Raw genomic sequence first — 24,154 nt, forward strand, 5'->3', positions numbered from 1 at the left:
TCAGGATCTGCCGTGCCCTGTAGGCGTGGACGCCGCAGCTCTGCCTGGCCGCTGCGCTGGGCGGTGGCGCTCCTGGCCAGTGCCACCGCCCCGAGTGCCTGCACCACGCGCCCGGCCGGGCCTCACCCGGGCCTGTCAGGCAGCGTTTCCCGCCGGGGCCAGGGCGGTGTCAGGGACCGGGAGGCCACCTGTGTCTGCGGCGACTGCGGCCTTCGCCGGTGCCCCGACACCGAGCTTCTCGAGGATCTTCCTCTCGATCTCGTTGGCGAGGTCGGGGTTGTCCTTGAGGAAGTTGCGGGCGTTCTCCTTGCCTTGGCCGAGCTGGTCGCCCTCGTACGTGTACCAGGCGCCTGCCTTGCGGACGAAGCCGTTCTCCACGCCCATGTCGATCAGACCGCCCTCGCGGCTGATGCCCTGGCCGTAGAGGATGTCGAACTCGGCCTGCTTGAAGGGCGGCGCGACCTTGTTCTTGACGACCTTGACGCGGGTGCGGTTGCCGACCGCGTCCGTGCCGTCCTTGAGGGTCTCGATGCGTCGGATGTCGAGGCGCACCGAGGCGTAGAACTTCAGCGCGCGGCCACCGGTCGTGGTCTCCGGCGAGCCGAACATCACGCCGATCTTCTCGCGGAGCTGGTTGATGAAGATCGCTGTCGTCTTCGTCTGGTTGAGCGCGCTGGCGATCTTGCGGAGTGCCTGGCTCATCAGACGGGCCTGCAGACCCACGTGCGAGGCGCCCATCTCGCCCTCGATCTCGGCGCGCGGCACCAGGGCCGCGACGGAGTCGATGACGATGAGGTCGAGCGCGCCGGAGCGGATCAGGATGTCGACGATCTCCAGAGCCTGTTCACCGTTGTCCGGCTGGGACAGGATGAGGTTGTCGGTGTCGACTCCGAGTTTCTTGGCGTACTCCGGGTCCAGGGCATGCTCCGCGTCGATGAACGCCACCGAGCCGCCGGCCTTCTGTGCGTTCGCCACGGCGTGCAGCGTCAGCGTCGTCTTGCCGGAGGACTCCGGCCCGTACACCTCCACCACACGGCCGCGGGGTAGGCCGCCCACGCCGAGCGCCACGTCCAGCGCGGTCGATCCGGTAGGGATCACCTCGATGGGTTCATTGGGCCGCTCGCCGAGGCGCATGACCGCACCCTTGCCAAATTTCCGCTCGATCTGTGCGAGCGCGGTGTCCAGCGCCTTTTCGTGGTCGGTTCCTGCCATGAGCTGTCACCCGGTCCGATTGTGTGGCACGCCGCGTCGAAGAACGTGAGCGTCTACTGCCGACAACGGACGTCTCGGAGATCCCAGGAAGCGAACATCCGATCGATTTACGTGTCTAGTGAAAGGTACCGCACCCAGGGGGGCCGGGACGGAAAGCAACCCCGGAAGCAGGCTGCGCCGCCGCTGGCAGCCTCACCTGCACCACACGGTCACCTCACCTGAACGATGCGTCCCTTCTGGGGTGTCGGCTGCGCGCGGCGGGCGCGGCATCTCGCCTCGTGGTGGGGGTGTCACGTCGCGTGGAGGAGACGGGGGTGGGGGTCGAGGCCGAGGTAGAGGCCCGCTGTCGCGTGGGCGGGGTCGGTGGGCAGGTGCAGCATGTGGCTGGTTCCGTGGCCGCCGAGCCCTTGGGTGCGGTGCCCGTTCAGAGGTTCTGTGAGTCGGCGCTGTACGAGGGCCACGGCGTCCTGCTGGGCGTCGTGGAGGTCATCGACTCCGGTGATGATGTTGAGGAAGGACTCGTGCAGGCGCAGGTCGCTCTGGTCGCGGTGGCTCAGGGTCTGGGCCTTGTGGAAGTAGGCGTTGCGCCCGTCGTGGATCCGGTAGAAGGCGCTGACCAGCAGGAGCAGCCGCTCGTAGGCGTGGCGGTAGGTGGTGTCGTAAAAGCGGCGGGCGGCTGGCTCGTCCACGTCGCTCTGCGTGATGCTGGTGATGGAAGCCGAGGCGAGCAGGCCGCTGTACATGGCCAGGTGGACTCCCGTGGACAGCAGCGGGTCGAGGAAGCAGGCGGCGTCTCCGGCGAGGAAGTATCCGGGTCCGCAGAACTGGTCGGATACGTAGGAGTAGTCGCTCTCGACCTTCAACTTGGAGGTGAGCCGGGCGTTTTCGAGCAAGCGCACCAGGGCGGGGCACCGGTCGAGGGCCTGCCGGTAGAGGGCTTCGACCGAACCCGTGCGTTGGCGTGCTTCGTTGAAGGACCGCTTGTCGGTGACCAGGCCGAGGCTGAGAGTGTCGTCGTGCAGGGGAATGGCCCAGAACCAGCCGCCGTCGGGCAGCGAGAACACGCCGATCGCCCCGGCGGGAGCCCCGGGCAGGGGAGGGGCGTCGCGCCAGTAGCCCCATGCCGCGACGTTGCGGAACACGTCGTGGAACCTGCGGTGGCGCAATTGGCGGGCGCTGAGCACACCGGCCCTGCCGCTCGCGTCGATGACGTGCTTGAAGGCTGTGGTGCCGTGCTGTCCTGTGCCGGTCGACCAGGTGGCGGTGGCGGCCCGCTCGCCATCCCACTCGATGCGGCCAACGGTGACTCCTTCGCGCACGTCGGCGCCCTGGCGCCGGGCGTGCTGGAGGAGCAGGTGGTCGAACTCGGACCGGACGACCTGAAAGCTGTAGGCGGAGGGCCTGCCCGGCTCGTCGAAGCCAAGTGACCACTCCTCGCCGCCCCAGCCGTAGAAGGCGCCCGTCTTGCGGACGAAGCCATGGCCTTCCACCAGCTGCCTGGCCCCCATCACGTCGAGGAGCGGCAGCAGGGACGGCAGGAGCGACTCGCCCACGTGGTAGCGGGGAAAGTGCTCCCTCTCCAGGAGCGTGACGTGCAGCCCTTGGCGGGCCAGGAGCGCGGCGGCGGTCGAGCCTGCCGGTCCGCCGCCGATGACCAGGACGTCCGTCGTTTCCGGCACAGAGTGCTCCCTCGACCTGGTCGCGTGGCTGCAGCTGACCACCTGCGTCTGCCTGATCACCATAAGTGACAGACTCTTCACCATGAAGAGTCAAAAGTGGACGCGCCCGCCAACACAGGCTCCGACAACCGGCGTTGGGGAGCGTCGTGAGGGCGTGGACGGTGGGCCCGCGTCCTTGACGATCGGCGTTGAGGAGGAGTACCTACTCGTGGATCCCGTCTCCCGGCAAGTGAGCCCCGAGGCAGACAAGGTCGTCGCCGAAGCAGCGACCGAACTGGGTGATCGCGTCACCACTGAGATCACCCGCTACCAGGTCGAGATCCGCACCGACCCCCACACCAGCCTGGCGGACTTGGGCGACCAACTGCGCGCCGCACGCCACGCGGTGGCGCGGGCCGCTGCCCGATACGGGCTGCGCATCATCTCCAGCGGCACACCCGTCCTCGGCCAAGACACCCCCGTGCCCTTGACGCCAGGCCCCCGCTACGCGAAGAGCGCCGCCATGTTCCGCGCCCTGGACGAGGAACAAAGCGCCTGCGCCTGCCACGTCCACCTCGGCGTACCCGACCTGACCACCGCCCTGAAACTGAGCAACCACCTGCGGCCATGGCTCCCCGCCCTCATCGCGCTCACCGCCAACTCGCCGTACTGGGCCGGGCAGGACACCGGATACGCGAGCTGGCGGACCATGACCTGGTGGCGCTGGCCGGTGGCGGGACCACCTCCGCACTTCGCCTCCCGCACCCACTTCGACGACCTGGTCGACGGCCTCATCGCATCGGGCACCGTCATGGACCGCGGCGGCCTCTACTGGGACATCCGCCCGTCCCATCATGTGCCCACCCTGGAGGTTCGCGTCGCCGACGCCTGTCCGACCGTGGAGGACACCCTGCTGCTCGCCGCAGTCCTGAAGGGCCTGGCCACCCGCGCTCTTGAGGCCGTACGCCAAGCGCGTCCCGCTCCGCGGCCGCAGCCGGAGATGCTGCGCGCCGCGTGCTGGCGAGCGGCTCGCGACGGCCTGTCCGGACAGGCCGTCAACCCGCACACCGGCCGGCTCGCCCCCGCCTCGACACAGCTCGACCGGCTTCTCGAGGCGGCACGCCCGGCGTTGACGGCCACGGGCGACCTCCCGATTCTTCAGTACGGCGAAGCACGACTGCGTGCACACGGCAACGGCGCCGACCGTCAGCGGGCCGCTCACCAAAACGGCCGCGACCTCAACGACGTGGTCGACCACCTGATCCGCACCGCCGCGACGCCCCGAGTGTGATCCCCTGGGCCGCGCGCCCTACTGGGGTTGAGGATCTGTCGGAGCTGGTCCGGGCGGTGCCTTGCCGCCGTCCTACCGGTGAGCATGTCCCGATAGGGGCCTTGGCGCGCAAGGCACCGTCACCGTGCTGACCGCTCCTCACCCCGAGTCGCATCAGCCTGACCAGCGACTCTCCACCACGAGTTCAACCCCAAGGAGATGAGTCCGAAAGGCCGGTGGAGAAGTAACCGACCGAGGCGCGCGGCCCGCGGGGTTTCTCAGGCCGCCATCAGCGCCGCCAGGGCGCGGTCCATTGCGGCGTTGAACTCTGCTGGCGCCAGCGGCAGACGGGACTTGACGTCCCGACTCCACTGGTCGGCGAGGACCTCGGCGGAGCCCGCCTCGACACCGTCGAGCGCCGCGTCGGCCAGGTCCGATGGAGCGAGCTTGTCCACGGGCCAGCCCGCGGCCATGTCGGTGTCGGCCAGGCCCAGGTGGACCGCTGTGACGAGCGTGCCCTGTTCGGCGAGCTCCAGGCGGACGCCGTTCGTCATGGCCCAGGCGGCAGCCTTGGTCAGGTGGTAGGTGTTGGCGCCGTTGACCCCGAACCACGACATGGCAGAGAGGACGTTGACGATCGCGCCCCCGCCGTTCTTGGCGAGCGCCGGTGCGAACTCCCGGATCGTTCCCAGGTGGCCGAACATGTTGGTCTCCAGCTCGTGCCGTACCGCGTCCAGGGAGCCGGTCACCAGGCCGGCCCCCGTACTCATTCCCGCGTTGTTGATGAGCAGCGAGACGTCCGGGGCGGCCTCGGCGGCGGCCCTCACGGATGCGGGATCGGTGATGTCGAGGGGCAGTACCTCGACCCCGGGAAGGTCCACCGTTTCTGGGCGGCGGGCTGTTGCGTAGACCTTGCGGGCGCCCCGTTCGAGCAGGCGCTGGGCGAAGGCGCGGCCCAGGCCGCGGTTTGCTCCGGTGACAAGGGTGACGGAGTTGTTGATGTCCATGGCCAGTACGCTAAAACCTGACGCTAGCGTCAGAGGCAAGTGCTGGCCGTCGGACCAACGGTGAAAGGAATCACCATGACTGTCACAGTGGCCGCAGCCGAGCGGTTGATCCGCATCGGAGAGGTGGCACGAGACGCCGGCGTCTCCGTGCGCGCCGTGCGCTACTACGAGCAGCAAGGGCTCCTCATCGCGGAGCGCAGCCCGTCCGGCCAGCGCCTGTACCGGCAGGACGCCGTCCCCCTGGTCCGCTTCTTCCAGCAGATGTACGCCGCAGGCCTGACCAGCCGAAGGATCGCCGAACTCCTGCCGTGCTGGGACTCCGGGCACACCGACGCCGAGCAACGCACCATGCTGCGAGCCGAGCGTGAACGCATCCAGGCCAAGATCGACGACCTGCAGGCCGCCCTGGACCATCTCGACGAGGTCATCGCGATCACGGACACACACCCGTAGGTGCGGTAGGCCAGACGTCGACGGGCGGACAAGAGACGTTCACGGGGCCTCGGCTCTGCGCCGCCATCGTCGACCGGCTCTCTTTCAACGGCACGGTCATCGGAGATGGCACCGACTCCTACTGCCTGCCGCCCCGCCCGAACCCCCGCGTCGCAGAGGTGGCAAAAGCCTGAGCTGACTCCTGCGGCACCCTGACTCGACGAGCCCGTCTGGGCTGGGCGGCGTACTCGGTATGGGCGTCGGCCAGCCCTGCTGTTGCGCTACCGCGAGCGCGGCGGGCAGGTCCAGGGCCGGGACGGTGACGCCCGGCAGCGCCGCAAGGTGTGGGGCGCCGCCCCCGTCTCACACCCCCAGGATGCGGGAGAGCCCGTAGTCGAAGCGCTCGTCGAAGGAGGTGTCCTCGAAGTGCGCGGCAGCTCGGGTCAGCGAGGGGTATTCGCCCGTGTCGAGCTGTTGCGCGAACGCAGGGCCCTTCGCGTCGGGAAGCGCCTGTTCCTCCTGAGCCAGTCCCAAGGCGAAGTAGACAAGGCTCCAGCCGGTCCAGACCGCCTCGCGTTCCGTCAGTCCGCCGGCCAGTAGCGCCTCGGTCATCAGGTCGGCGAAGCGGAGGGTGGCGGGTTCCGCGGCGTAGGTACCGGCCACGATCCTGGCTCCGTCCCGGTGGGCCAGCAAGGCGCGGCGGTAGCGGTGGAGCAGTTCGCGCACCCGTGGTTCCCAGGGCTCGGGCAGTCCGTCCACCGGCGCCCCGGCCACGATCGCGTCCGCCATCAGCTCCGTCAGCCGCGCTTTGGTCTTCGCATGCCAGAGCACTGTGTTCATCCGGACGCCGAGCCGGTCCGCGATGCCGCGGATCGAGAGCCCGTCCGCGCCTTTCTCCTCCAGCAGTTCCAGGGCCGCTCGCACCACCGTTCCGGGGTCGAGCCGTGTGCGGGCGAGATCCTGCGCTTGCTCCTTGGTCACCGACCTAGTCTACTGGGTGCACGCTGTCTTGGTCACTGACCAAGAAACTTTTGAGGAGCTGTCATGGAGCACGAGCACGTCGTCATCGCAGGAGGTGGCCCCACCGGGCTGTGGCTGGCCGCCGAACTGCGGCTGGGCGGCATACCCGTCACCGTCCTGGAAGCTCGCCGCGAGCGGGATCCCCACTCCAAGGCACTCACCATCCATCCGCGCACATTGGAGGCACTGGCCACCCGGGGTGTGCTGGAGCCCTTCCTCGCGGAAGGGCGGCGCATCCCCAGCGGCCACTTCGGCGGGCTCGACGACCGGTTGGACTTCAGGGGCCTCGACACCCCCTACCCCTTCACACTCGCCCTGCCGCAGGCCCGCACCGAGGAGCTACTGGAGGAGCACGCGCACGCGGCCGGAGCAACGATCCGGCGCGGGCACCAAGTGACCGGACTTACCCAGGGCGAAGAGGGGGTGAGCGTGCAGGCAACCGGCCCCGACGGCCCCTACACACTGCGCGCCGACTACATCGTCGGCTGCGACGGCACCCGAAGCACCGTGCGCGAAGCGGCGGGCATCGACTTCCCCGGTAACGACGCCACCACCTGGGGCTTTCTGGGCGACGTCGTCCTTGACAACCCTCCGCAGGAAGCGGTGTTGGCCGTGTCAGGCCCGACCGGCGGCGTCATGGTCGTCCCGATGCCGGGCGGCATCCACCGGATCGTCGGTGGTGACCCCGACAGCAACGGCACCGGCCACCCCGGCGAACTCACCCTCGACGGGCTGCGCGCCAAGGTGACCCGGATCGCCGGCACCGACTTCGGCATGCGTGACCCGAGCTGGCTCTCCCGGTTCGGCAACGCCACCCGCCAGGCCGCCGAGTACCGCAGGGGCCGCGTCCTCCTCGCGGGCGACGCGGCGCACATGCACTACCCGGCCGGTGGCGTGGGCCTCAACGTCGGCATCCAGGACGCCACGAACCTCGGCTGGAAACTGGCCGCCACCGTGGCAGGCACCGCCCCCGCCGGACTCCTGGACAGCTACCACACCGAACGCCACCCGGTCGGCGCCGACCTGCTGCTCAGCACCCGCGCCCAGACGGCACTGATGAACGCCTACTCGGCGGAGGGCCAGGACCTACGCACACTCCTGAGCCAACTCATCGCCACCGTCCCCGAGTTCTCCCGAACCCTGGCCGAACGACTTTCCGCACTCGCCGTCACCTACCCGGCCCCAGCACACCACCACCCCCTGACCGGAGACCGCGCACCCAACCTCGAACTCGGCCACAACACCGACCTCTTCACACTGCTCCGGGCCGGCCGCCACGTCCTGCTGCACTTCACCGGCACCCCCGCACAGCCCTCCACTGCTCACATCGTCACGCACACTGCACACCGGCCCGACCCGCGCCCCGCCTGGTCCACCGTGCGTGCCGCGCTCATCCGCCCCGACGGCCATGTCGCCTGGGCAAGCGAACAGCCCGACGCCGAACTTCTGCGGGCCGAGGCACACGCGGCGGTATCCGCGACTCAGCGCTGACCAGGGGCCTCGGGCACTGCGGGTTCGCCGACGGCACGCTCGGCCCTGCCGGCTCCGACGCTCCCGCTTCGAGCGAGGCCGCCCGGCATAGGGGCAGTTACTTTGTCGGGGGCACCCACGCATTCGTCGCAGGCGGCTCTGTGGCGGGAGTTGCCTCGCCCATCTCGGCTACATCGATGTCGGCCTCGCAGCCTTCCGGGATCTCTTCGCTGGACGTCGCGCAGGCTGAGGGGTCGGCATCGGGTGCGCCCCTGTTCGCTTGACGCTGGCTCTTGCCTTGTTCGTCCGAGGTCGAGGTGCCGGAGGACGGATTGCCCTCCGAAGGTGATGAGCAAGCAGCCGATCCCATCACCGTGCACAGGATCAAAACGGCCGAAGCTGCAAATGTACGAGTACGCATGTAAGTCCCCCCAACACGGACTCGGAGGGTCCGGCCCGTCAGTCGATCAACCATGCCACCTTGAGTCTTGCTGTTGGCGCGGCAAGAGTGAAGAGATCGCAGGCCTGCTTGGCACGTACGCGGCTATATCTGGCATTTGACACAAGTTGCGGCCCGAGCCTGACGGCGCTCACGTCATGAAGCGGAGCTGGAGATTGGGTGTGGAGCAGGGCGGCCACACCGGCGCCGTCTGTATCGCCCGCCGAACCCCACCTGTACAGCCTCGCGCCCTGCGATCTGACATTGCCCTGCATAGCCTGCTGGACGCCGGCTGACGCCCGGGCCCGACCCTGGACGCCACCACCCCGGCGGCCGGGCACCGGCACTCCTCCCGCGCACCGGCACCCGTACGCTGAACCCCGAAGACTTGGCGCCGGATCTAGTTGCCGGTCGCGCCGTCGAGCATCTCGCGCAGGATGTCCAGGTGGCCGTTGTGGCGTGCTGTCTCCTCGGTGAGATGGAGGAGGATCCAGCGCAGGTCAACGTGGAGGCCGTTGCGGATGGTTCCCTCGGCCTGCTTGTCCAGGCTGTTCTTGGCGACCAGTTCGCGGTAGCGGGCGCTTTGTTCGGCGTATTCGTCAAGCAGCTGTGTGAGCGGGAAGTCGACGGCGATCCGCATTTCGCGGTCGGGGTCCTCGTCCGTCATGGGGGCCAAGTCCTCTTCGCCGAGGAATACCACTTGGAACCAGTAGTACTCGACCCAGCGCAGGTGGTTGATCAGTCCGCTCATGGTCATCAGCGGTGAATCCGGCAGGAGCGCCTTGCGTGCGTTCTCCGCGGAGACTCCTTCGCATTTGGCGCGGGCGCTGGCGCGGGTGTAGTCGAGGAAGGTGGTGAGCTGACTGCGCTCGTCCCACGCGGGCGGTGTGTCGTCGATTCTGGTCATCGTGCGAAGCGTCCCCGATCACTGCACCCGATGTCGAGGCATTTACCGGCGGACCCGACCGTGCCGCTGTCATGGGTCCGCGAGCCGCGCTCAGGCCAGGCCGCCCGTCGCCCGCAGGTTCTGGCCGGTGATCCATCTGCCCTCCGGACTCGTGAGGAACGCGACGACAGCGGCCACGTCGGACGGCTCCCCGAGACGGCCCAGAGGTGTCATGCCGGCGACCCGTTGGAGCGCCTCTGCGGGATTGGCGCCACGGAGCATTTCCGTGTCGGTCGCGCCGGGAGAGACGGTATTGACCGTGATGCCCCGTGGCCCGAGCTCCCGGGCGACGACCGCGGTCAGCTGCTCGATCGCGCCCTTGCTGGCGGCATACGGCCCGATACCTGGCACGGGACGCACGGTGTTCATGGTGGAGATGTTCACGATCCGCCCGCCGTCACGCATCTTCCTGGCTGCGTAACGCATCGTCAGAAAGACCGACCTGGTGTTGACCGCCATCACGCTGTCGAAAACCTCCACCTCGGTCTGGGCGAGTGGGGCGGGGCTGAAGGCCATCGCCGCGTTGTTGACCAGGATGTCCAGGCCGCCGAGATGCGTCTCTGCGGCTTCCATCAGCCGCTCTGGCGCGTCCGGCTTCTTCAGGTCAAGACACACCGCTCGTGCCTTGCCGCCGTCCGCCTGGACGACGCGCACGACATCGGCCGCAGCTTCCTCACTGGTGGCGTAGTTGAAGACCACGTCGGCCCCCTCACGGCACAGGCGTTCAACAATCGCCCGGCCGATCCCCCGGGATCCGCCCGTGATGACGGCCGTCATGCCTTTGAGCACTGTTCCTCCAGGCTGGTGGAAAGTTGATGCGGGACCTTCGAACGTACTGGTGCCGCCGCTGTCGCTCAATGCCTTCGCTGCCCGGCCTGGGGGCCGGTGTTGCGCTCGTCATGATCAATCGGAACTCTGTGGGCAACGTTCCATCGCCAGACTCCGGAGGGCAGCCTTGACCTTCGACGCCCACCGCACTGCCTATACGCACGAACCTGCAGCCGACGAATCCGGGACGGTACAGGAACTGCAGGATGAGGACGAGCAGTTGAAGCAGGTCGTGTGGTCACAGGCCACAAACGACCAGGCGATCGGCGTCGTCATCGCGCTGGGACAGCTGAGCCCCGACGATGCGGGGAAGGTCCTCCGCAATGTCTCGGTGCGCACCAACACCAAACTGCGCGACGTCCCCCAACAGATCGTCTGGCGGGGGGCTCCCGGGGCATACGGGCCTGCTCGCCGACCAGGTACGCAGCGAACTCGACGCCATCTCGGCCAGCAGCAGTCCGACAGCACGCCCAGGGGGTGGAGGAGGGGCTCGCAAGGGACGTTACCGCCCCTCAGATGTCCTGCGCCATCACGCCCCCGATCACCGGGTCTTGCTCAGCAACGTGGCCCGAGACGTCATCGCCCGCGAATTCACCCTCTCAATGCCACCCGTTCGGCTGCGAGCCCACCCCTCGGAGACCGAGTAGCACACCTCGCCCTCCCGCCCGCAACCCCACGGGCGCCCCCCATCACCAAAGGCCGTCAGCTGGCGTCGACGGCTCGTAGGCCTTCGATCTGATCCCACCCGCCTCCCGCTATGCCTTTCTCGCAGCGCCAGTTCGGGGAGGCTCGGATGACCAGGCGCTGGGGTGCCTGGAGGTTGTTGGCGAAGTCGACCAGGGTCTCCAGGGCACTCTTGGGGAGGTAGTGCACGCCGGTCAGGTCCAGGGCGCTCTGCTGGGTGGTGGCGCACTGGTCGGTCAGCACCCGGACCAGCGACTGTCACATTCCCCCCTTCCTCGCCCTCGTCGCAGCCCTCACCAACTATCGGAGAAGCACCACCTGCACCCGGCTGTCAAACGCTCGGCCCGGTGCGCGCAAAGAGGCAGAACGGGTGGCCCGCCGGGTCGCACAGGACGCGCACATCTGCCTGAGGTTGGAAGTCGGCCACGGTTGCCCCCAGAGCAAGAGCCCGCTCGACGGCTGCTGGCAGATCGTTCACCTCGATGTCCAGATGCATCATCATCTGCTGCTCTGACCGTCTGGAAGGCCACTGCGGACGTGTGAAGAGCGGCTCCGTTTGGAACGACAGTCCGGCGCTGCCGTCGGGCGCTGCGATCTCAACCCAGCTCTGTTCCTCCTTCTGCACCGGCCATCCGAGCAGGCCCTGATAGAACTGCGCCAGCTCATGCGGGTTCGGCGCATCGAGAGTGGTTGCGACCAACCTGAAATGCGGTTTGGGCTTCATGCGGTGTTGCTGCCCGGTTCCGCTGTTAACAGGCCAGCCGTCCATTCTCTGACCGCTGCCAGCGCGTCGCGATGCCCCTCCTCACGCCCCTGACCTGCCCCCATCGGTACCAAGAAGAAGATGTCTGAACCTTGGATTGGTGCCTCCAATCTCGCCCCCGCCCGATCTGCACGGAGCCGGCAGGACGTCGACCGCTCGCATTGCACAACGGATCGAGATCGAGGCAACTCGCCTGAGAGCTCGGCGAGATGTTGACCAGTGGGGAATGATCGGACGCTGCCGGCTGTGTGAGCTGGAATTGCTGTCGGCTGGCGGTGAGGGGCCGAAAAGCGGTCCAAGAGGCCGAGTTCTCCATCCTGGCGGTAGTGGTTGACCCACTACGATGCGCACGCACGACAGATGCACATCTCAGCGGCCACGTGCGCGATGGGACGGGTAAGGCAGCGTTCGACCAGCCGCCGACGACCTATGAGGGACAGTGGCGCGATGTGATGACCATCCGCGTCAGCGTCCGCCGGGACGCATCGCAGCTGCGGTGTCCGCCGCAACGGCCAGCGCGTCGGTGAGCGGTCGGTCGAGCAGGCCCACGAGGTCGGAACTGGAGTTGCTGAGGAACCCATGGCGGACGCTGGTGGCGATCGAGGCGAGCATCGGCGGCTGGAACGGCAGCAGTGCGTCGTCCGCGAGGAGCCGGGCGCGGTACTCGCTGAGCGCGATGGCTCGGTGGGCGACGTGGAGATGTTCGGCGATGTCGCCGGCGGTGATCGGGTCGCCGACCAAGTCGTAGGTCTTGTCGACGTGCGCGGTCGGATGGCTGGCAACGATGGCTGCGGCTGCGGCCAGGTCCGCGCGAGCCACCGCAGAGAGAGCGCCATCGCCAAAAGGTGACTCCAGGCCATCGGGCGTCCACGTCAGCAACGCTCCGAAGAGCTCGGCGTAGAGCCCGTTGCGCAAGATCGTCCACCCGAGACCGCTGGCCTTGACCAGGTCCTCAGTGGCGCGGTGGGCGAGCGCGAACCCGAGGTGATCCCCGGTGCCGGTCAGGCTGGTGTAGATCACGTGCGCGACGCCGTCGCGTACCGCAGCGTCAAGAAGGGCCTGGTGACGAGCGATGACCTGGTCGTCTTCGGCATACCCGGCCGAGACCAGGACCAAGGTCGTAACACCGGTGAGGTCCAGGCTGGTGGGGGTGTCGAAGTCCAAGTGGCGCTGCCCGTCCGCGGGTGTTCGGCTGCCACCCAGGGCGGGCACCTTCCGGTCGGCCAACTCCTTGAGCGTGAGGGAGGCGAGCTGTCCGTTAGCGCCGGTCACCATGATCATTGCGGTTCAATCTCCTACCGTGGTTCTCTTCAGTAACTACCGTGATCTTGAACCGGCCGCGGTCGGCCCACAAGGAGGCACTTTCATGTCAGTGACGCACACCGATGTAACCGCTGGCCCCGCAGAGTTGGAGCCGTGCGGGCAACCGGACCACCCCGACTGCGGGATCCGCGACGTGCTCGACCGCGTGGGCGACAAGTGGTCGGTCCTCGTGATCGTCGAGCTTGCGAACGGGGCGCGGCGCTTCCGGCAACTTCAGCGCGCCATCGATGGAATCTCCCAGCGGATGCTGACGCTGACCGTGCGCAGGCTGGAACGCGACGGGCTGGTAATGCGGACCGTCTACCCAACTGTGCCTGCCCAGGTCGACTACCGACTTACCGAGACCGGCGCGAGCCTGACGCACCTCGTCAAGGCACTGGCCGACTGGTCACTCGAGCACCGAGACGCCATCGCCCATGCCCGCCAGGCTTACGACGCGCAGCAACCCGACAACGAGATCCGATGACCATCGGCGTCACCAGCGTCATGATTCGCGCCACCTAGGTGTGCTAGTTGCGACCAACGCCCGGAGCTGCCGACGAGGCTGCCAACACCGTTTCGCAGCCGGAGATTCGCCTCATCGCAAGCGCCGGTTCTGGACGGGGCGTGCTCGTCGAGGCCGACGCACGGCACCCCTCCCTAATGGCGCTGAACCACGACGATGACAAGACCAACGTCCGCGTAGCGCCAGCCGCTCGAGGCCTCAACCCCGACCTGCGGCCGGTCTATTGGGATCTGCAACCACAAACTCGGCCAGCCTCCGGAGAAACTCCTCGACCAGGCCGCCCCGGCGTTGCCCAGGCCGTCCCTGACACCTTCACGAGGCCAAGGTCCGACACCGCCACCCCGGCGTGTGCGCCCTCGCCCTGCTCGCCTTTACCACCAACGACTTGGCAGGAGGAGTGAACTCTGTGCGCTGTTGGAGCGGAGAGCGACGCGACCACGTCTTGGAGGCGCAAGGCACGAGACGCCTGCGTCGTAGCCCGAAGCCGAAGCCGCATGCCGTGCCCGTATCGCCCACGACCTCCTCCAAAAGTTCGACGCCTTGGGCAAGGAGGGTCGAGGCCCCGACGGGACGACCAGAAAGGGGGGGGGCGAGGCAGCGTCGGGCCTGCGAACCAACAGGATCCACGACGCGGATTGAGGCGACCAAGCTGCGCGACCTTTTGACCAGCCGCGACTGCACCCGTGACAAGATCGCCCAGCTCCTGCTCTCCTGGCCCACCGCCAGCTGACGAGGGCAAGTGAGAGCCCGGTTGCGTCCGGCGTGCGCTCCGAAATCGGACACGGACTGACCACGGATGTGGCGAGAGCCGGGGTTGCAGGGCAACGAACCGGGCTAGGAGATGCGGGCGGTACGCAAGGGGGCCTGACGTATCACCCGACAGCATGCGGCCCCGTCGAGAAGGATCTCGCTGAGGCCGCATACATCCTTCCCGCTACTTCAAGTGGTACTTGCAGCCCTTTGAGGATCCGCCGCCTGCGTACTTGGCGACGGTCTTCCCGTCGACCTTGATGCTGCACGGCGGGAAGTCGAACGATCCGCTGGGAGTCATCACGGCTTGGGCCCCCACGGACAGATTGATGCCCGATTTGAGGAACGCGCCTTTGAGCGTCACCTCGGTGGTCTTCTTCCAGGGGAGCGTGGCCTGCTGGGAGTGCAGGGTGTCCGTCACGTAGGTGATGAGGGGCTTGCCTTCGCCTTCGACCGCGACGGTCACTTCGTAGGTCTTCGGCTTGCCCCACTTGCTCGCCGTCTTCGCGGGTTCCTTCGTCGGCTTCGTCGAACTGCCGGCATCGGCCTTCGCGTCGTCACCACCGCCGCCGCACCCTGTAAGCAGCGCAGCCGCCATGGCCACAGCGACTCCAACGACCGTCTTGCGCATATCTTCCCCTCCGGCACTGCTCTTCCGGCGCGGGCACACCGCCGCGGCGCCGGGATGCTGATCATATGAGGCCGAGGCCGACCGCCTGGACATGCGCGTCGGAGGGGGACCTGCTCTGGCTGCCCGGCGCCATGGATCGAAGGCGAGGGCACCCTCGTAGACGGCACAGACTGCTCACGATGGGAAAATCAGCCAAGCGCCTGTCTGATACTGACGTTGGTGGAGGGATGTCGTGCGTGCGCTCAGGCCGGTGGGGGGCGAAGTCCGGTGCCCCGAAGCAGCTGTGAGTCTCCTGGTATGGCTTGTGCTCGCTCGGAGGAAGGCAGCGGGCGAGCGCGCGTTTGAGCCCTGCGGCTCGGTTTGAGGGGGGCGCGGGCCACGACACCGGTGGGTGAGAGGTCTGCCCCAGGGCAAGTGCCAGTACATGGGCGGCGCTGCGGGGCGTTTTGGCTGTCGGCTACAGCTGCGTTCCGCGGACGTGCAACAGCCGCGCCCGCGCCTGCGCCTGCCGCCGAAACCAGGCCGGAGCGTGGCCGCACCAGGAGTGTGCTAGCCGGGTCGGGTTGCCGCGTGCTAGGGATGATGCGGCCTCACCTGGGGTCCCGGCCGAACTCGGCGGAGGCAGCCGCGTAGAGTGCACGCATCCGGGCGGCATCCACCCGCATCCGGCGGGCCACCGCCCGTTGCCGCGCCGCGCAGTTTCTCACCGCGGCGAGGCGCTTGCGTGTCGCCGGCCCCGAGGCCGGGGCTTCCGCTTTGGTCGGCGGCACATGGTTCTCCATGTGGTCGGGCGGGTCAGGCGTGGACTGAAGTACCAGCGGGCGCCGAGGGGCTCGGTTGTGGACGCGGTCGAGACGCAGATCCGTGAACTGCTGCATAAGACAGCAGTTCCCTTTATGAGCGTTTCCTCACACCCGGCGAAGCTACTGACGCGTGGCGGCCTGTACGTCAGCGGCTGTTGCGGTCGCAGGCTTGCCCTCCTGTAGCTGCTGGAGGCGCTCGAGTGTCGCGGCGAGCATGGCCTGCGTGCCCGAGGGGTCGCCCGCAGCGCCGCCTTCGATCCGGACCCGGATGTTGGCGTTGCCCGAGCGGACGTACCCGTAGACGGAATCGTCGCTGATCATCACCAGCGTGTTCTCGTCGCCAATGGGCTTCTTGGGGGCGTGCCGCTCGTCCGGCTTGGTGCCCGTCCACTTCGCGAATTGCGTGTGGGCGGCACCAGCCGAGTCGAAGAGACAGATCGCCACGTGCGCCATGTTGGTCGTGGAGCCGTTGTACTCGTACGAGGAGTCGCTGCCGCGGACCCAGCCTGCTGGCGCGGAGTCCGCGTCCGGCGAAGCGTTGCAGTACGGTCCCTCCGTCACCGACTTGTCCCCGTGCAGGGAGTAGCCGGAAAGGGTTTCGCCGTCGCCTGGCAGAGCCTGCGTGAGGTGGGCCTGGGAGAGATCCTTGATCGGCTTCGCCTTCGAGGCGGGAACAGCCTGCTGCTTGTCCGCCTGATCACCGGTACCCGCCTCGTTGCTGGCCGACGAGCAGGCGGTGAGTAGAGCCATCCCGGCAAGGGCGGTGACGAGGGTGACGCGCACACGTGACATGCGCACACCCTAACCGCAGTTGATCTTCGACATTTGGGCCGCCAGGCCTGCCTGACCTTCCGCCGGCGCCCCGTCTCCCTCCGTCGACGACAAGTCGGGCCGCCCCAGTTGACAGCTGCTGAGTGCTGACTCCCTTGCGTGCCTCATGGCCCCCTGCGGCTCTCAGGAGGTCGGTCCCGACGTACGGGTGGTCGGTGGGAAACAGGCGGACCCATCCGCCGGGCATGCGCGCCCTTCAGGGCCGCGCGTCGGTGGTTTCGGGCGGATGCTCATGTGCCGACTATGCAGGGGGTGTGACGTGGGGAGTTGGTGCCAGGGTGCGCAGGACATCGAACTCGTTGCCCTCGGGGTCGGCCATGACCACCCAGCTGCGGGCGGGGTCGTGGCCCGCGTCCGCCCTGGTGGCACCGAGGCTGATCAGCCGGGCGACTTCCTCCTCGGTGCTGTTGTCGATGGGGCTGACGTCGAGGTGGAGGCGATTCTTCACGATCCTGGCCTCAGGCACCTGGATGAAGACAAGGGTGGGCGGCATCTGGCTCGTGCGGACCTCCTCGGCGGTCGGCTCCCAGGAGCCGATCTCGACCTTGCCCTCGCTGCGGTCGAGCACCGTGAAGTCCAGGACTTCACACCAGAAGGCCGCGAGCCGCTGCGGATCGTGACAGTCGACGACCAATTCGGTGAACCTGCTGGTCATGGCTTCTCCAGGGCGGTAACGGTGGACGTGGGGGTGCTGAGGATGCCGTCGAACGCCTCGATGACCGGGGTGCGTTGATAGATGCTCTGCATTCGGATGTGCTCGGGGCCGCTCAGGTTGATGTCCCGGGCCTGCCGGAGATCGGCCACGGCCAGTCCCAGCCCGGTGTCGGCGAAGGCCGCTTCGATGCTTTGCGGCACGGGCGGCTCCAGCGGGGGTGTCATGGATGTCGAATCCGAATGCGGCCTCCTCGTTGCGGCGCATCTCGGCCGTGTGCCCCGTGACGCTTGTCAAGCCGAGCGCGAAGTATGCGTCGCCCAGGGCGCTGTGCAGGTGCTGTCCCATGGGGAGCCCGGTGAGGTGGCCGTCGAAGAAGATCGGTGTCTTCTGGATGTGGGCGTTGTGGGCCACCAGGACAACGCGGGCCGTGGAGTCGGAGCGGCGCAGATGCCACAGCACCGACTCGGCCATGTAGAGGTCACGGGCGGAGGTGTCGGCGGTGAGGCCCTCTCCGGCGAAGAGCGCGGCCATGGCGCGGAAGGTGTAGTCGCCATGGCAGGCGGCTTCCAGGCAGCGCAGAGCGCTGTCGTAGCCGTGCTGGTCGCCACGGGAGAGGTACAGCGGTTTCAGGGCACGGAAGCGGATGTGCAGCCGTGTCAACAGTGCGGTGAGGGTGACCTGTTCGCTGGTGGTCAGGCGCGCCCACGCGGGTGCGGCCACGGCCGCGGAGTCACCGGCGAAGGATGCGGCGATGGTGATCGCGGCCTGGACCATCGGCAGGGTTTCCGGGTCGGTGTGGCGGAGGTAGTCGGCGACGGGGGCCAGGGCGGGGAGCAGCGAACCGCCGGCGGCCGGGATGTCGATTCCCGTGAAGAACCGGTGTTGCGGCGGTGCGGTTGTGCCGGCGGAGGAAACGCAAGGGCTCGGGGAGTCCGATGGGAACCGATGACGCCAGGAGCGTGGTGAGATCGTCGTCGGCTCCATGGCCCCGGGCCCAGGCGTCGAGGGGGGTGGCTTCGCAGAAGCCGTACTCGAAGGCAAGGACGGTGAAGCCGCAGCGTTCGACGAGGAAGCGCAGGATGCGCTGGCGCATCGCGGCGAACTCGTCGATGAAGTGGGAGTGCTCGCCCAGGGCGACCACCCGGGCGCCGTCGAGGAGGTCGCGCAGCGGTTCCAGGTCGTCCAGGGGCGCTGCTGGGTCGAGGTGGCGGAGCACGGTGGCATGGTCGTGGAGCCAGTCGGTGAAGGGGGTTCGGTCGGTAGCGGTGGGCATGCTGGTTGCTCTTCCGGGAGGCGGGAAGGGGAGGACGCGGGGTGCGCGGGAGGTTTACGGGCGCGGGAGGGTGGGGGCTGCGTTCTCCAGCTGGTCGACGCTGCCGGACATGAGAGTCCTTATGTGCCGGGTGAGGTGCTCCACCGGCCAGTCCCACCAGGCCAGCGCGAGCAGCCGGGCGATGTCCCGGTCGTTGTGACGGGTGCGGATGAGGCGTGCCGGGTTGCCGCCGACGATGCCGTAGTCGGGGACGTCCCTGGTGACCACGGAGCCGCTGGCGATGATCGCGCCGTGTCCGATGCGCACGCCCGGCATGACGGTCGTGCTGTGCCCGAACCAGACGTCGTTGCCGACGACGGTGTCCCCGCGGTTGGGCAGGTCGGTGAGCAGGTCGAAGTGGTCGGTCCAGGAACCGCCCATGCTGGGGAAGGGGAAGGTCGAGGGGCCGTCCATGCGGTGGTTGGCGCCGTTCATGAGGAAACGCACCCCGGTGCCCAGCGCGCAGAACCTGCCGATGACCAGCTTCTCCGGTCCGTAGTGGTAGAGCACGTTGCGGGATTCGAACGCCGTCGCATCGTCGGGGTCGTCGTAATAGGAGTACTCCCCGACCTCGATCAGCGGGGATGTGATCAACGGCTTGAGGAGCACCACCCGGGGCTGGCCGGGCATCGGGTGAAGCGTTGTGGGGTCGGTGACTACGGGCATGGTCGATGTCCTTGTCGTGTGCGTGTGGTCAGTGTGCGATCCGTTGCCGGCCGGTGGGGCGGGCGCTCCTGGTTCTGGCGGATGTCCGAGCCAGGCGAAGAGTGCTTGTCGCAGTGCGGGTGCGGCTGCGGGGGTGTAGCAGGATGTGTCGGCGGATGCAGCCCAGGCGATGTGGGCGTCCGGAGGGATCAGGAGGGCGTCGGCCGACCGGTGATCGGTGCGGGCGTAGTGCACGTCGACGCGGTGTGCCCAGCCCTCGGCGATCTCGCGGAGGTCGGACGGTCTGCGAGGTCAAGGAACACCGGGCGTGCGGGGTACAGGAGTTGCGCGACGCCGGTCGTGCCGTGGCCTCTGCCCAGGGTGAAGTCGGGTGCGAAGGTACCCGTCAGGGGCGATACCGGGGCCGAGTGCATGGGTGGATCCGTCAGGTCCCTGACGTTCAGATGCACGTCACCGAACGGAAACCAGAGAGGGGGGTGAGGGGCGCAGCTGGCTGCTTGGAGGGCTGCCGGCATGCCCCGGTAGTGCAGCAGTTGCAGGATCTGCCCGCCCAGGCCGTTCGCCCGCGGCGTCTCGCGCAACCGCTGTTGCCGCTCCAGGACCAGCGGGGTGTACGCCTGCGGTGCGTAGTGCCCCGGTCGGCATCAGGCCTGTCGGCCGCACACCCGCAATGATCACGTCAGCGTCCATACACCCACCCTCAATATGGAACGGCACGTGCCGTGCCGTTCTTGAGAGCAGCGTGCACGGCTCATGGAGTCCGTGTCAAGAACGGCACGTGCCGTGCCGCTAGAGTGGCAACATGACCAACGCCCGCCGCAGCGGCCCGGACCTGACCGAATCGATCAAGCGAACGACGCTGGAACTGGGCCAGGAACTCGGCTACGCCAAGCTCAGCATCGAAGCGATTGCCACCCGGGCCGGTGTCGGCAAGCACACCATCTACCGCCGATGGCCCTCCAAGGGCGCCCTGCTGCTCGACTCACTGCTGTCGCTCAACGAAGCAGGACTGGACTACCGCGACACCGGCGACGTCCTCGTAGACCTGCGCCAGCAGATCTACGAGGCCGTCGACCTCCTGGCCTCGGAGCCGGTCCGGCCCCTCTTCCAGTCACTGATCGGCGAAGCCCAGCACGACCCCGGCGTTGCCGCCGCCCTCAACGAACACTTCATCGCCCCGCAAGCGGACAAGACCGTCACACGCCTGAAGGCAGCCCGCGACCAGGGACAGCTATCGCCCGACTTCGACCTGGAACTGGCCATGGCGATCCTCTCCGGACCGCTGTACTTCCGCCTGCTGATCACGCAGGAACCGCTGACCCACGCGTACGTCGACCGGACGCTCGACGCTCTCTTCACCGGGATGGCACCACGCCCGTGAAAGGAGATCAGCTTGCCGGCGCTGATCCACCGCGCGGCGGCCCCGACGGCTCCCGCCGCCGGGGGGCGTTCCGCAACGTCTGACAGTCGGACGCACCGGGCAGCCCGCCTCGCCGCGTGTGCGAAGTGTCCGCAGGCGACCCTCAGGAGCGGCAGCTTCGCCCGCACCCCGCCGGCGCCGGGATGCCGCGCCTGCGTGTGGCGCGGTTCAGGATCTGAGGCTGATGAGGTGTGCCGCTCGTGCCTGATCGTGTGGTGGATCCAGTCCGCGTAGGCCGGATTGCTGCTGCAGAGGCCCGGCCCGCCGAGCATGCGGCGCCCGGGGCGCCGGGGCGGGAAGGGGGGAGTGAGTCTCGCCCGGGCGCAGTCACCGCCCGGACAAGCCGTGGTGCGACTGCTAGGACTGGCCGCCCGGGCTCTCGGCGGCTTGCGCGATGACGGCGGCCACGACGGCCGGGCGGGAGACGTAGACGGCGTGGCTGCCCGGGGTTTCGGACACGGTCGCGCCAGCCCGCTCGGACATGGCGCGCTGCGCCGGCGGCGGGATCATGCGGTCGTCGGTGGCGACCAGGTACCAGGACGGCTTGGTCCGCCAGGCCGGCTCGGAGACCGCCCCGCCGAGCGCGTCGACACCCCAGGGGACCTGGGAGTCGGCCATGAACGCCGCCTGCGCCTCGGGCACATCGGCGGCGAACGACGCCGCGAACTTGTCCCGGTCCAGGAACAGGAAACCGTCCTGGGGCGGCAGGATCGGCGGGACCGGCGCGCCGGGCGGCGGGTCGGCGATCAGCGAGCCGACCGACTCGCCCTTGTCCGGGGCGAACGCGGCGATATAGGCGAGTGCGGCGACGTTCGGGTGGTTGCCGGCCTCGGTGATGACGACGCCGCCGTACGAATGGCCGACCAGCACGGCCGGACCGTCGAGGCCGTCGAGGACATGGTGGGTGGCCGCGACGTCACCGGCCAGTGACAGAGTCGGGTTCTGTACGACGGCTACCCGGTAGCCGTCGGCGGTGAGGTGCTCGTGGACGCCCTGCCAGCCTGATCCGTCCACGAAGCCGCCGTGGACGAGCACGATGTTCCTGATGGCCGTCATGATCATGTCCCGTCTCGAGGGGCAGGCCCCATGCCTGTCCGGCGAGCTCCATCCAAGTCGCGCGCCGACGGCCGGAACACGCAGAGCAGCACGCAGAGTTGCGGGATGCCGGAATTCCGCGATCAGGAACCGCCGGTGGCCAGGACGTGGCAGCGATGACGGGCTTCGGTGTCGCCGATCGCCTCGTATACCTGTGCCGCTCGCGCGTAGGTGAGGCGACTCTCGTCGGTGCGTCCCTCGTCCGCCAGCAGCGAGGCCAGCTCCGCAAGGGCCCCGGCCTGTCGGAAGTCGGAGATCTGGAGTGTGTCCAGCAGGCCGATCGCCGCGTCGAGCATGGTGATCGCCTCGGTGCGGCGGCCGAGGTGTCCCAGGCACTGGCCGATGCGGATCAGCGCGAAGGGCCGGCTGTGGAGCGCGACACTCGGCGTCATCCCCGAGCCCTCGTCGTCTATCAGCGCGAGCCCTGTGCGGTACTGCTCGAGCGCCTCGGCGTAGCGTCCTTGGCTGCGAAGGCAGTGGGCGACGTTGGCGAGGCACTGGACGTAGCAGTCCGTGTCGCCGATGCTCTTGAACGTCTCCGCTGCCCGGGATGAGAACGTGCTGGCTTCGCCGGGCTTTCCGAGCTGGAGCAGTGCGCCCGCGGTGTACTCGAGGGACCAGGCGATCTGCGCCGTGGCTCCACTCCGGGTGGCCAGTTCCAGGGCCTCGTCCGCGCACCGCAGCGCGGCCTCAGGAGCTGCCGGCGGCACCGAGTGGAACCACGCCAGATAGTTCAGCTGCGTCGCCTGCTGCGCCAGGTCGCCCTGAGCTGCGGCAGCCCGCGAGCCGAGCGTGAAGACCTCGTGCCAGTGCGGGCTGTGCACCCACCGTTCCGAGAACCAGTGCATCGACTCCGCGCAGTCCAGGACGAGGGAGTGCTCTTTGCTGCCGCTCATCGCGGCCCGCATCGCCCCCACCCAGTTGTCCGCGTTCGCGCGCAGCCACCCGTCGGCCTCTTCCGCCGCTGCCAGGACAGCGAGATCGGGGTCAGGGCGGTCGGGCCATCCGTAACCGGGTTCGAACCAGCGCCCCGCCATGGTCGCCATGCGCAGCAGCCACGACGTCACCGTGCCCGTCACGGCCTCACGTCCGGCCGGGGACTCCTCTTCCTTGAACCGGTTGCGGGCGAACAGGCGAACCAGGTCGTGGAAGCGATAACGACCCGAGCTGCTGTCCTGCAGCAGGCCCAGGTCGACCAGGTCATCGAGCGCGTTCCAGGCGTCCTCCATCGCCATCCCCCCGGCCACGGCCGCCAGAGTTGCGTCGAAGTCCCGGCCCGGTACCACGGCCAGGCGGCGGAAAAGCCGCCGCGCGCGGTCTGAGAGCTGCTCGTACGACATGCCGAACGCGTTGGCGATCTTGAGGTCCCCGGCCTTGAACTGATCGAGCCGACTCTCCTCGTCGGCCAGCCGACTGGCGAGTTCGGCCGCGTCCCATTCGGGCCGGCTCGCCAGCCGGTTGCCGATGATCCGCAGGGCCAGCGGCAGCCCACCGCACAGTTCCGCGAGCCGGGTGAGTGCCGATTCCTCGTCGGATACGGCGCGTTCCCCCAGAACTCCGGTCAGCAGTCGCATGGAGTCGGGTGACGCCAGCGGGCCGAGGACAAGCCTGCGCACGCCCTCGAGGCCCGCCAGTAACCGCCGGGAGGTGACCAACGCCCTGCTCACACCCTCGGTCGGCAGCAGGGGCCTCACCTGCTGCTCGGAAGCGGCGTTGTCAAGAACGACCAGAGCCCGCTTGTCGTGCAGCAGCGAGCGGTACAGCGATGCCCGCTCCTGAAGGCCGCCGGGGACCTGTGGGGCCGGGACACCCAGTGCGCGCAGGAGCACCGACAACGCGTCATCGGAAGACAACGGGTGCTGGGACATCCCGAACAGATCGATGAAGTACACCCCGCCCGGAAAGCTCGGACGCACCGTATGAGCCCCACGGACAGTGACGGACGTCTTGCCCAGGCCCGCGGAGCCGGTGATGAGCCCCACCACCCCCACGCCCGGCGAACTCTCGGCGTACACCAGTTCGCTCATCCAGATCAGTTCCGCGCTGCGACCAGTGAAGTCCGCAACGACCCTGGGCAGTTCACACAGACCACCAGGACGTGTCCAGTGGCTCTGCAGCCTGCCTTCGCGGGCCAGATCGATCAGCTGCCGGCGAGCTTCCTCTTGCAGTGCAAGCGCGTCCGCCAACGCGGTGACGGTGCGATGCTGCGGTCCTGTGCTGCGCCCCCGCTCCATGTCCGACAGTGCGCGGGCGCTGACCCCCGACACCTCCGCCAGCTTCTCCAAGGTCAGTCGCGCCGAGCGCCGGTGAGCGCGTAACACTTCCCCAAAACCCACTGGCTCGATCAAGGCCCCACCCCTCCAAGCGGCCAACGCATTCACGAACTGCCCAGATCCCCATGGCTGTTCAGGTCGCCCTCGTGCGCACGTTGCCT

22 protein-coding genes and 5 pseudogenes are annotated in these 24,154 nt (G+C 68.3%); 7 read left to right on the forward strand and 20 right to left on the reverse strand.

The genetic code is table 11. The features are described from left to right. Positions 1-135 precede the first annotated feature (135 nt). Positions 136-1,212, reverse strand: a complete 1,077-nt coding sequence (gene recA, locus AB0M70_RS29580) for a recombinase RecA (protein ID WP_365824541.1) — start codon at positions 1,210-1,212, stop codon at positions 136-138. A gap of 290 nt (positions 1,213-1,502) precedes the next feature. Further along, the gene (locus tag AB0M70_RS29585; RefSeq protein ID WP_365824543.1) at positions 1,503-2,891 is read right to left on the reverse strand and encodes an NAD(P)/FAD-dependent oxidoreductase; all 1,389 of its coding nucleotides are present in this window, start codon (positions 2,889-2,891) and stop codon (positions 1,503-1,505) included. Positions 2,892-3,045: 154 nt separating this feature from the next. Here AB0M70_RS29585 and AB0M70_RS29590 point away from each other — a divergent pair, with 154 nt between their 5' ends. Beyond that, positions 3,046-4,161 carry a glutamate--cysteine ligase gene (locus AB0M70_RS29590; RefSeq protein WP_365824545.1) on the forward strand — a complete coding sequence of 372 codons (1,116 nt, stop codon included), beginning with the start codon at positions 3,046-3,048 and terminating at the stop codon, positions 4,159-4,161. A 257-nt stretch (positions 4,162-4,418) separates the two neighbouring features. On the opposite strand, the gene AB0M70_RS29595 is transcribed toward AB0M70_RS29590, so the two are convergent. Continuing rightward, entirely contained in the window at positions 4,419-5,147 is a 729-nt protein-coding gene (locus AB0M70_RS29595) for an SDR family oxidoreductase (protein WP_365824547.1), read from the reverse strand. Positions 5,148-5,222: 75 nt separating this feature from the next. Here AB0M70_RS29595 and AB0M70_RS29600 point away from each other — a divergent pair, with 75 nt between their 5' ends. Beyond that, a complete protein-coding gene (locus tag AB0M70_RS29600; RefSeq protein WP_365824549.1) occupies positions 5,223-5,600 on the forward strand; it encodes a MerR family transcriptional regulator in 378 nt (125 codons plus the stop codon). A 32-nt stretch (positions 5,601-5,632) separates the two neighbouring features. Then, positions 5,633-5,773 (forward strand): annotated as a pseudogene (locus AB0M70_RS29605) (AAA family ATPase); the annotation flags it as partial. Positions 5,774-5,942: 169 nt separating this feature from the next. Here AB0M70_RS29605 and AB0M70_RS29610 read toward each other — a convergent pair. After that, positions 5,943-6,560 carry a TetR/AcrR family transcriptional regulator C-terminal domain-containing protein gene (locus tag AB0M70_RS29610; RefSeq protein WP_365824551.1) on the reverse strand — a complete coding sequence of 206 codons (618 nt, stop codon included), beginning with the start codon at positions 6,558-6,560 and terminating at the stop codon, positions 5,943-5,945. Between the two features lie 63 nt (positions 6,561-6,623). Here AB0M70_RS29610 and AB0M70_RS29615 point away from each other — a divergent pair, with 63 nt between their 5' ends. Next, positions 6,624-8,090, forward strand: a complete 1,467-nt coding sequence (locus tag AB0M70_RS29615) for an FAD-dependent monooxygenase (RefSeq protein ID WP_365824553.1) — start codon at positions 6,624-6,626, stop codon at positions 8,088-8,090. An 818-nt stretch (positions 8,091-8,908) separates the two neighbouring features. Here AB0M70_RS29615 and AB0M70_RS29620 read toward each other — a convergent pair. Then, a complete protein-coding gene (locus tag AB0M70_RS29620; RefSeq protein WP_365824555.1) occupies positions 8,909-9,415 on the reverse strand; it encodes a DinB family protein in 507 nt (168 codons plus the stop codon). Positions 9,416-9,505: 90 nt separating this feature from the next. Next, entirely contained in the window at positions 9,506-10,231 is a 726-nt protein-coding gene (locus AB0M70_RS29625; protein ID WP_365824557.1) for a glucose 1-dehydrogenase, read from the reverse strand. Here AB0M70_RS29625 and AB0M70_RS29630 point away from each other — a divergent pair. Further along, positions 10,230-11,021 carry an ANTAR domain-containing protein gene (locus AB0M70_RS29630; protein ID WP_365824808.1) on the forward strand — a complete coding sequence of 264 codons (792 nt, stop codon included), beginning with the start codon at positions 10,230-10,232 and terminating at the stop codon, positions 11,019-11,021. The genes AB0M70_RS29625 and AB0M70_RS29630 overlap by 2 nt on opposite strands. Here the strand turns inward: AB0M70_RS29630 and AB0M70_RS29635 are convergent. The 4 genes and pseudogenes from AB0M70_RS29635 to AB0M70_RS29650 form a co-directional block, all read right to left on the reverse strand. Beyond that, on the reverse strand, positions 10,985-11,209 hold the full coding sequence (locus AB0M70_RS29635; protein ID WP_365824559.1) for a hypothetical protein: 225 nt from the start codon (positions 11,207-11,209) through the stop codon (positions 10,985-10,987). The genes AB0M70_RS29630 and AB0M70_RS29635 overlap by 37 nt on opposite strands. Before the next feature lie 88 nt (positions 11,210-11,297). Then, positions 11,298-11,690, reverse strand: a complete 393-nt coding sequence (locus AB0M70_RS29640; RefSeq protein WP_365824561.1) for a VOC family protein — start codon at positions 11,688-11,690, stop codon at positions 11,298-11,300. A gap of 284 nt (positions 11,691-11,974) precedes the next feature. Then, positions 11,975-12,178: pseudogene (locus AB0M70_RS29645) on the reverse strand (leucine zipper domain-containing protein); the annotation flags it as partial. Positions 12,179-12,194: 16 nt separating this feature from the next. Then, a complete protein-coding gene (locus AB0M70_RS29650) occupies positions 12,195-13,010 on the reverse strand; it encodes an NAD(P)H-binding protein (RefSeq protein WP_365824563.1) in 816 nt (271 codons plus the stop codon). 85 nt (positions 13,011-13,095) lie between these two features. Here AB0M70_RS29650 and AB0M70_RS29655 point away from each other — a divergent pair, with 85 nt between their 5' ends. Next, positions 13,096-13,518, forward strand: a complete 423-nt coding sequence (locus AB0M70_RS29655) for a helix-turn-helix domain-containing protein (RefSeq protein ID WP_365824565.1) — start codon at positions 13,096-13,098, stop codon at positions 13,516-13,518. Between the two features lie 973 nt (positions 13,519-14,491). On the opposite strand, the gene AB0M70_RS29660 is transcribed toward AB0M70_RS29655, so the two are convergent. The 7 genes and pseudogenes from AB0M70_RS29660 to AB0M70_RS29690 all read right to left on the reverse strand — a co-directional run. After that, positions 14,492-14,938, reverse strand: coding sequence for a hypothetical protein (locus AB0M70_RS29660; RefSeq protein WP_365824567.1), 447 nt, complete (start codon positions 14,936-14,938; stop codon positions 14,492-14,494). 923 nt (positions 14,939-15,861) lie between these two features. Further along, a complete protein-coding gene (locus tag AB0M70_RS29665; RefSeq protein WP_365824569.1) occupies positions 15,862-16,533 on the reverse strand; it encodes a hypothetical protein in 672 nt (223 codons plus the stop codon). A 280-nt stretch (positions 16,534-16,813) separates the two neighbouring features. Then, entirely contained in the window at positions 16,814-17,227 is a 414-nt protein-coding gene (locus AB0M70_RS29670; RefSeq protein WP_365824810.1) for a VOC family protein, read from the reverse strand. Positions 17,228-17,455: 228 nt separating this feature from the next. Further along, positions 17,456-18,064, reverse strand: a pseudogene (locus AB0M70_RS29675) (erythromycin esterase family protein); the annotation flags it as partial. After that, positions 17,958-18,500 (reverse strand): hypothetical protein, encoded by a 543-nt coding sequence (locus AB0M70_RS29680; RefSeq protein WP_365824824.1) that lies wholly within the window; start codon positions 18,498-18,500, stop codon positions 17,958-17,960. The pseudogene AB0M70_RS29675 and the gene AB0M70_RS29680, both read right to left, overlap by 107 nt. Before the next feature lie 54 nt (positions 18,501-18,554). Further along, on the reverse strand, positions 18,555-19,205 hold the full coding sequence (locus AB0M70_RS29685; protein ID WP_365824571.1) for a CatB-related O-acetyltransferase: 651 nt from the start codon (positions 19,203-19,205) through the stop codon (positions 18,555-18,557). A 90-nt stretch (positions 19,206-19,295) separates the two neighbouring features. Continuing rightward, positions 19,296-19,472, reverse strand: a pseudogene (locus AB0M70_RS29690) (hypothetical protein); the annotation flags it as partial. A 535-nt stretch (positions 19,473-20,007) separates the two neighbouring features. Between AB0M70_RS29690 and AB0M70_RS29695 the strand changes: the two are divergent. Then, the gene (locus AB0M70_RS29695) at positions 20,008-20,586 is read left to right on the forward strand and encodes a TetR/AcrR family transcriptional regulator (RefSeq protein WP_365824573.1); all 579 of its coding nucleotides are present in this window, start codon (positions 20,008-20,010) and stop codon (positions 20,584-20,586) included. Positions 20,587-20,982: 396 nt separating this feature from the next. Here the strand turns inward: AB0M70_RS29695 and AB0M70_RS29700 are convergent, their stop codons facing one another. From AB0M70_RS29700 to AB0M70_RS29710, 3 genes and pseudogenes are all read right to left on the reverse strand, one after another. Next, positions 20,983-21,681 (reverse strand): alpha/beta hydrolase, encoded by a 699-nt coding sequence (locus tag AB0M70_RS29700; RefSeq protein ID WP_365824575.1) that lies wholly within the window; start codon positions 21,679-21,681, stop codon positions 20,983-20,985. A 122-nt stretch (positions 21,682-21,803) separates the two neighbouring features. Beyond that, the gene (locus AB0M70_RS29705; RefSeq protein ID WP_365824812.1) at positions 21,804-23,747 is read right to left on the reverse strand and encodes a tetratricopeptide repeat protein; all 1,944 of its coding nucleotides are present in this window, start codon (positions 23,745-23,747) and stop codon (positions 21,804-21,806) included. Between the two features lie 126 nt (positions 23,748-23,873). Further along, a pseudogene (locus tag AB0M70_RS29710) lies at positions 23,874-24,101 on the reverse strand (helix-turn-helix transcriptional regulator); the annotation flags it as partial. Positions 24,102-24,154: the final 53 nt, after the last annotated feature.

Origin of the sequence: Streptomyces sp. NPDC051214 (genome assembly GCF_040682375.1) — a bacterium.
Classification (GTDB): Bacteria; Actinomycetota; Actinomycetes; order Streptomycetales; family Streptomycetaceae; genus Streptomyces.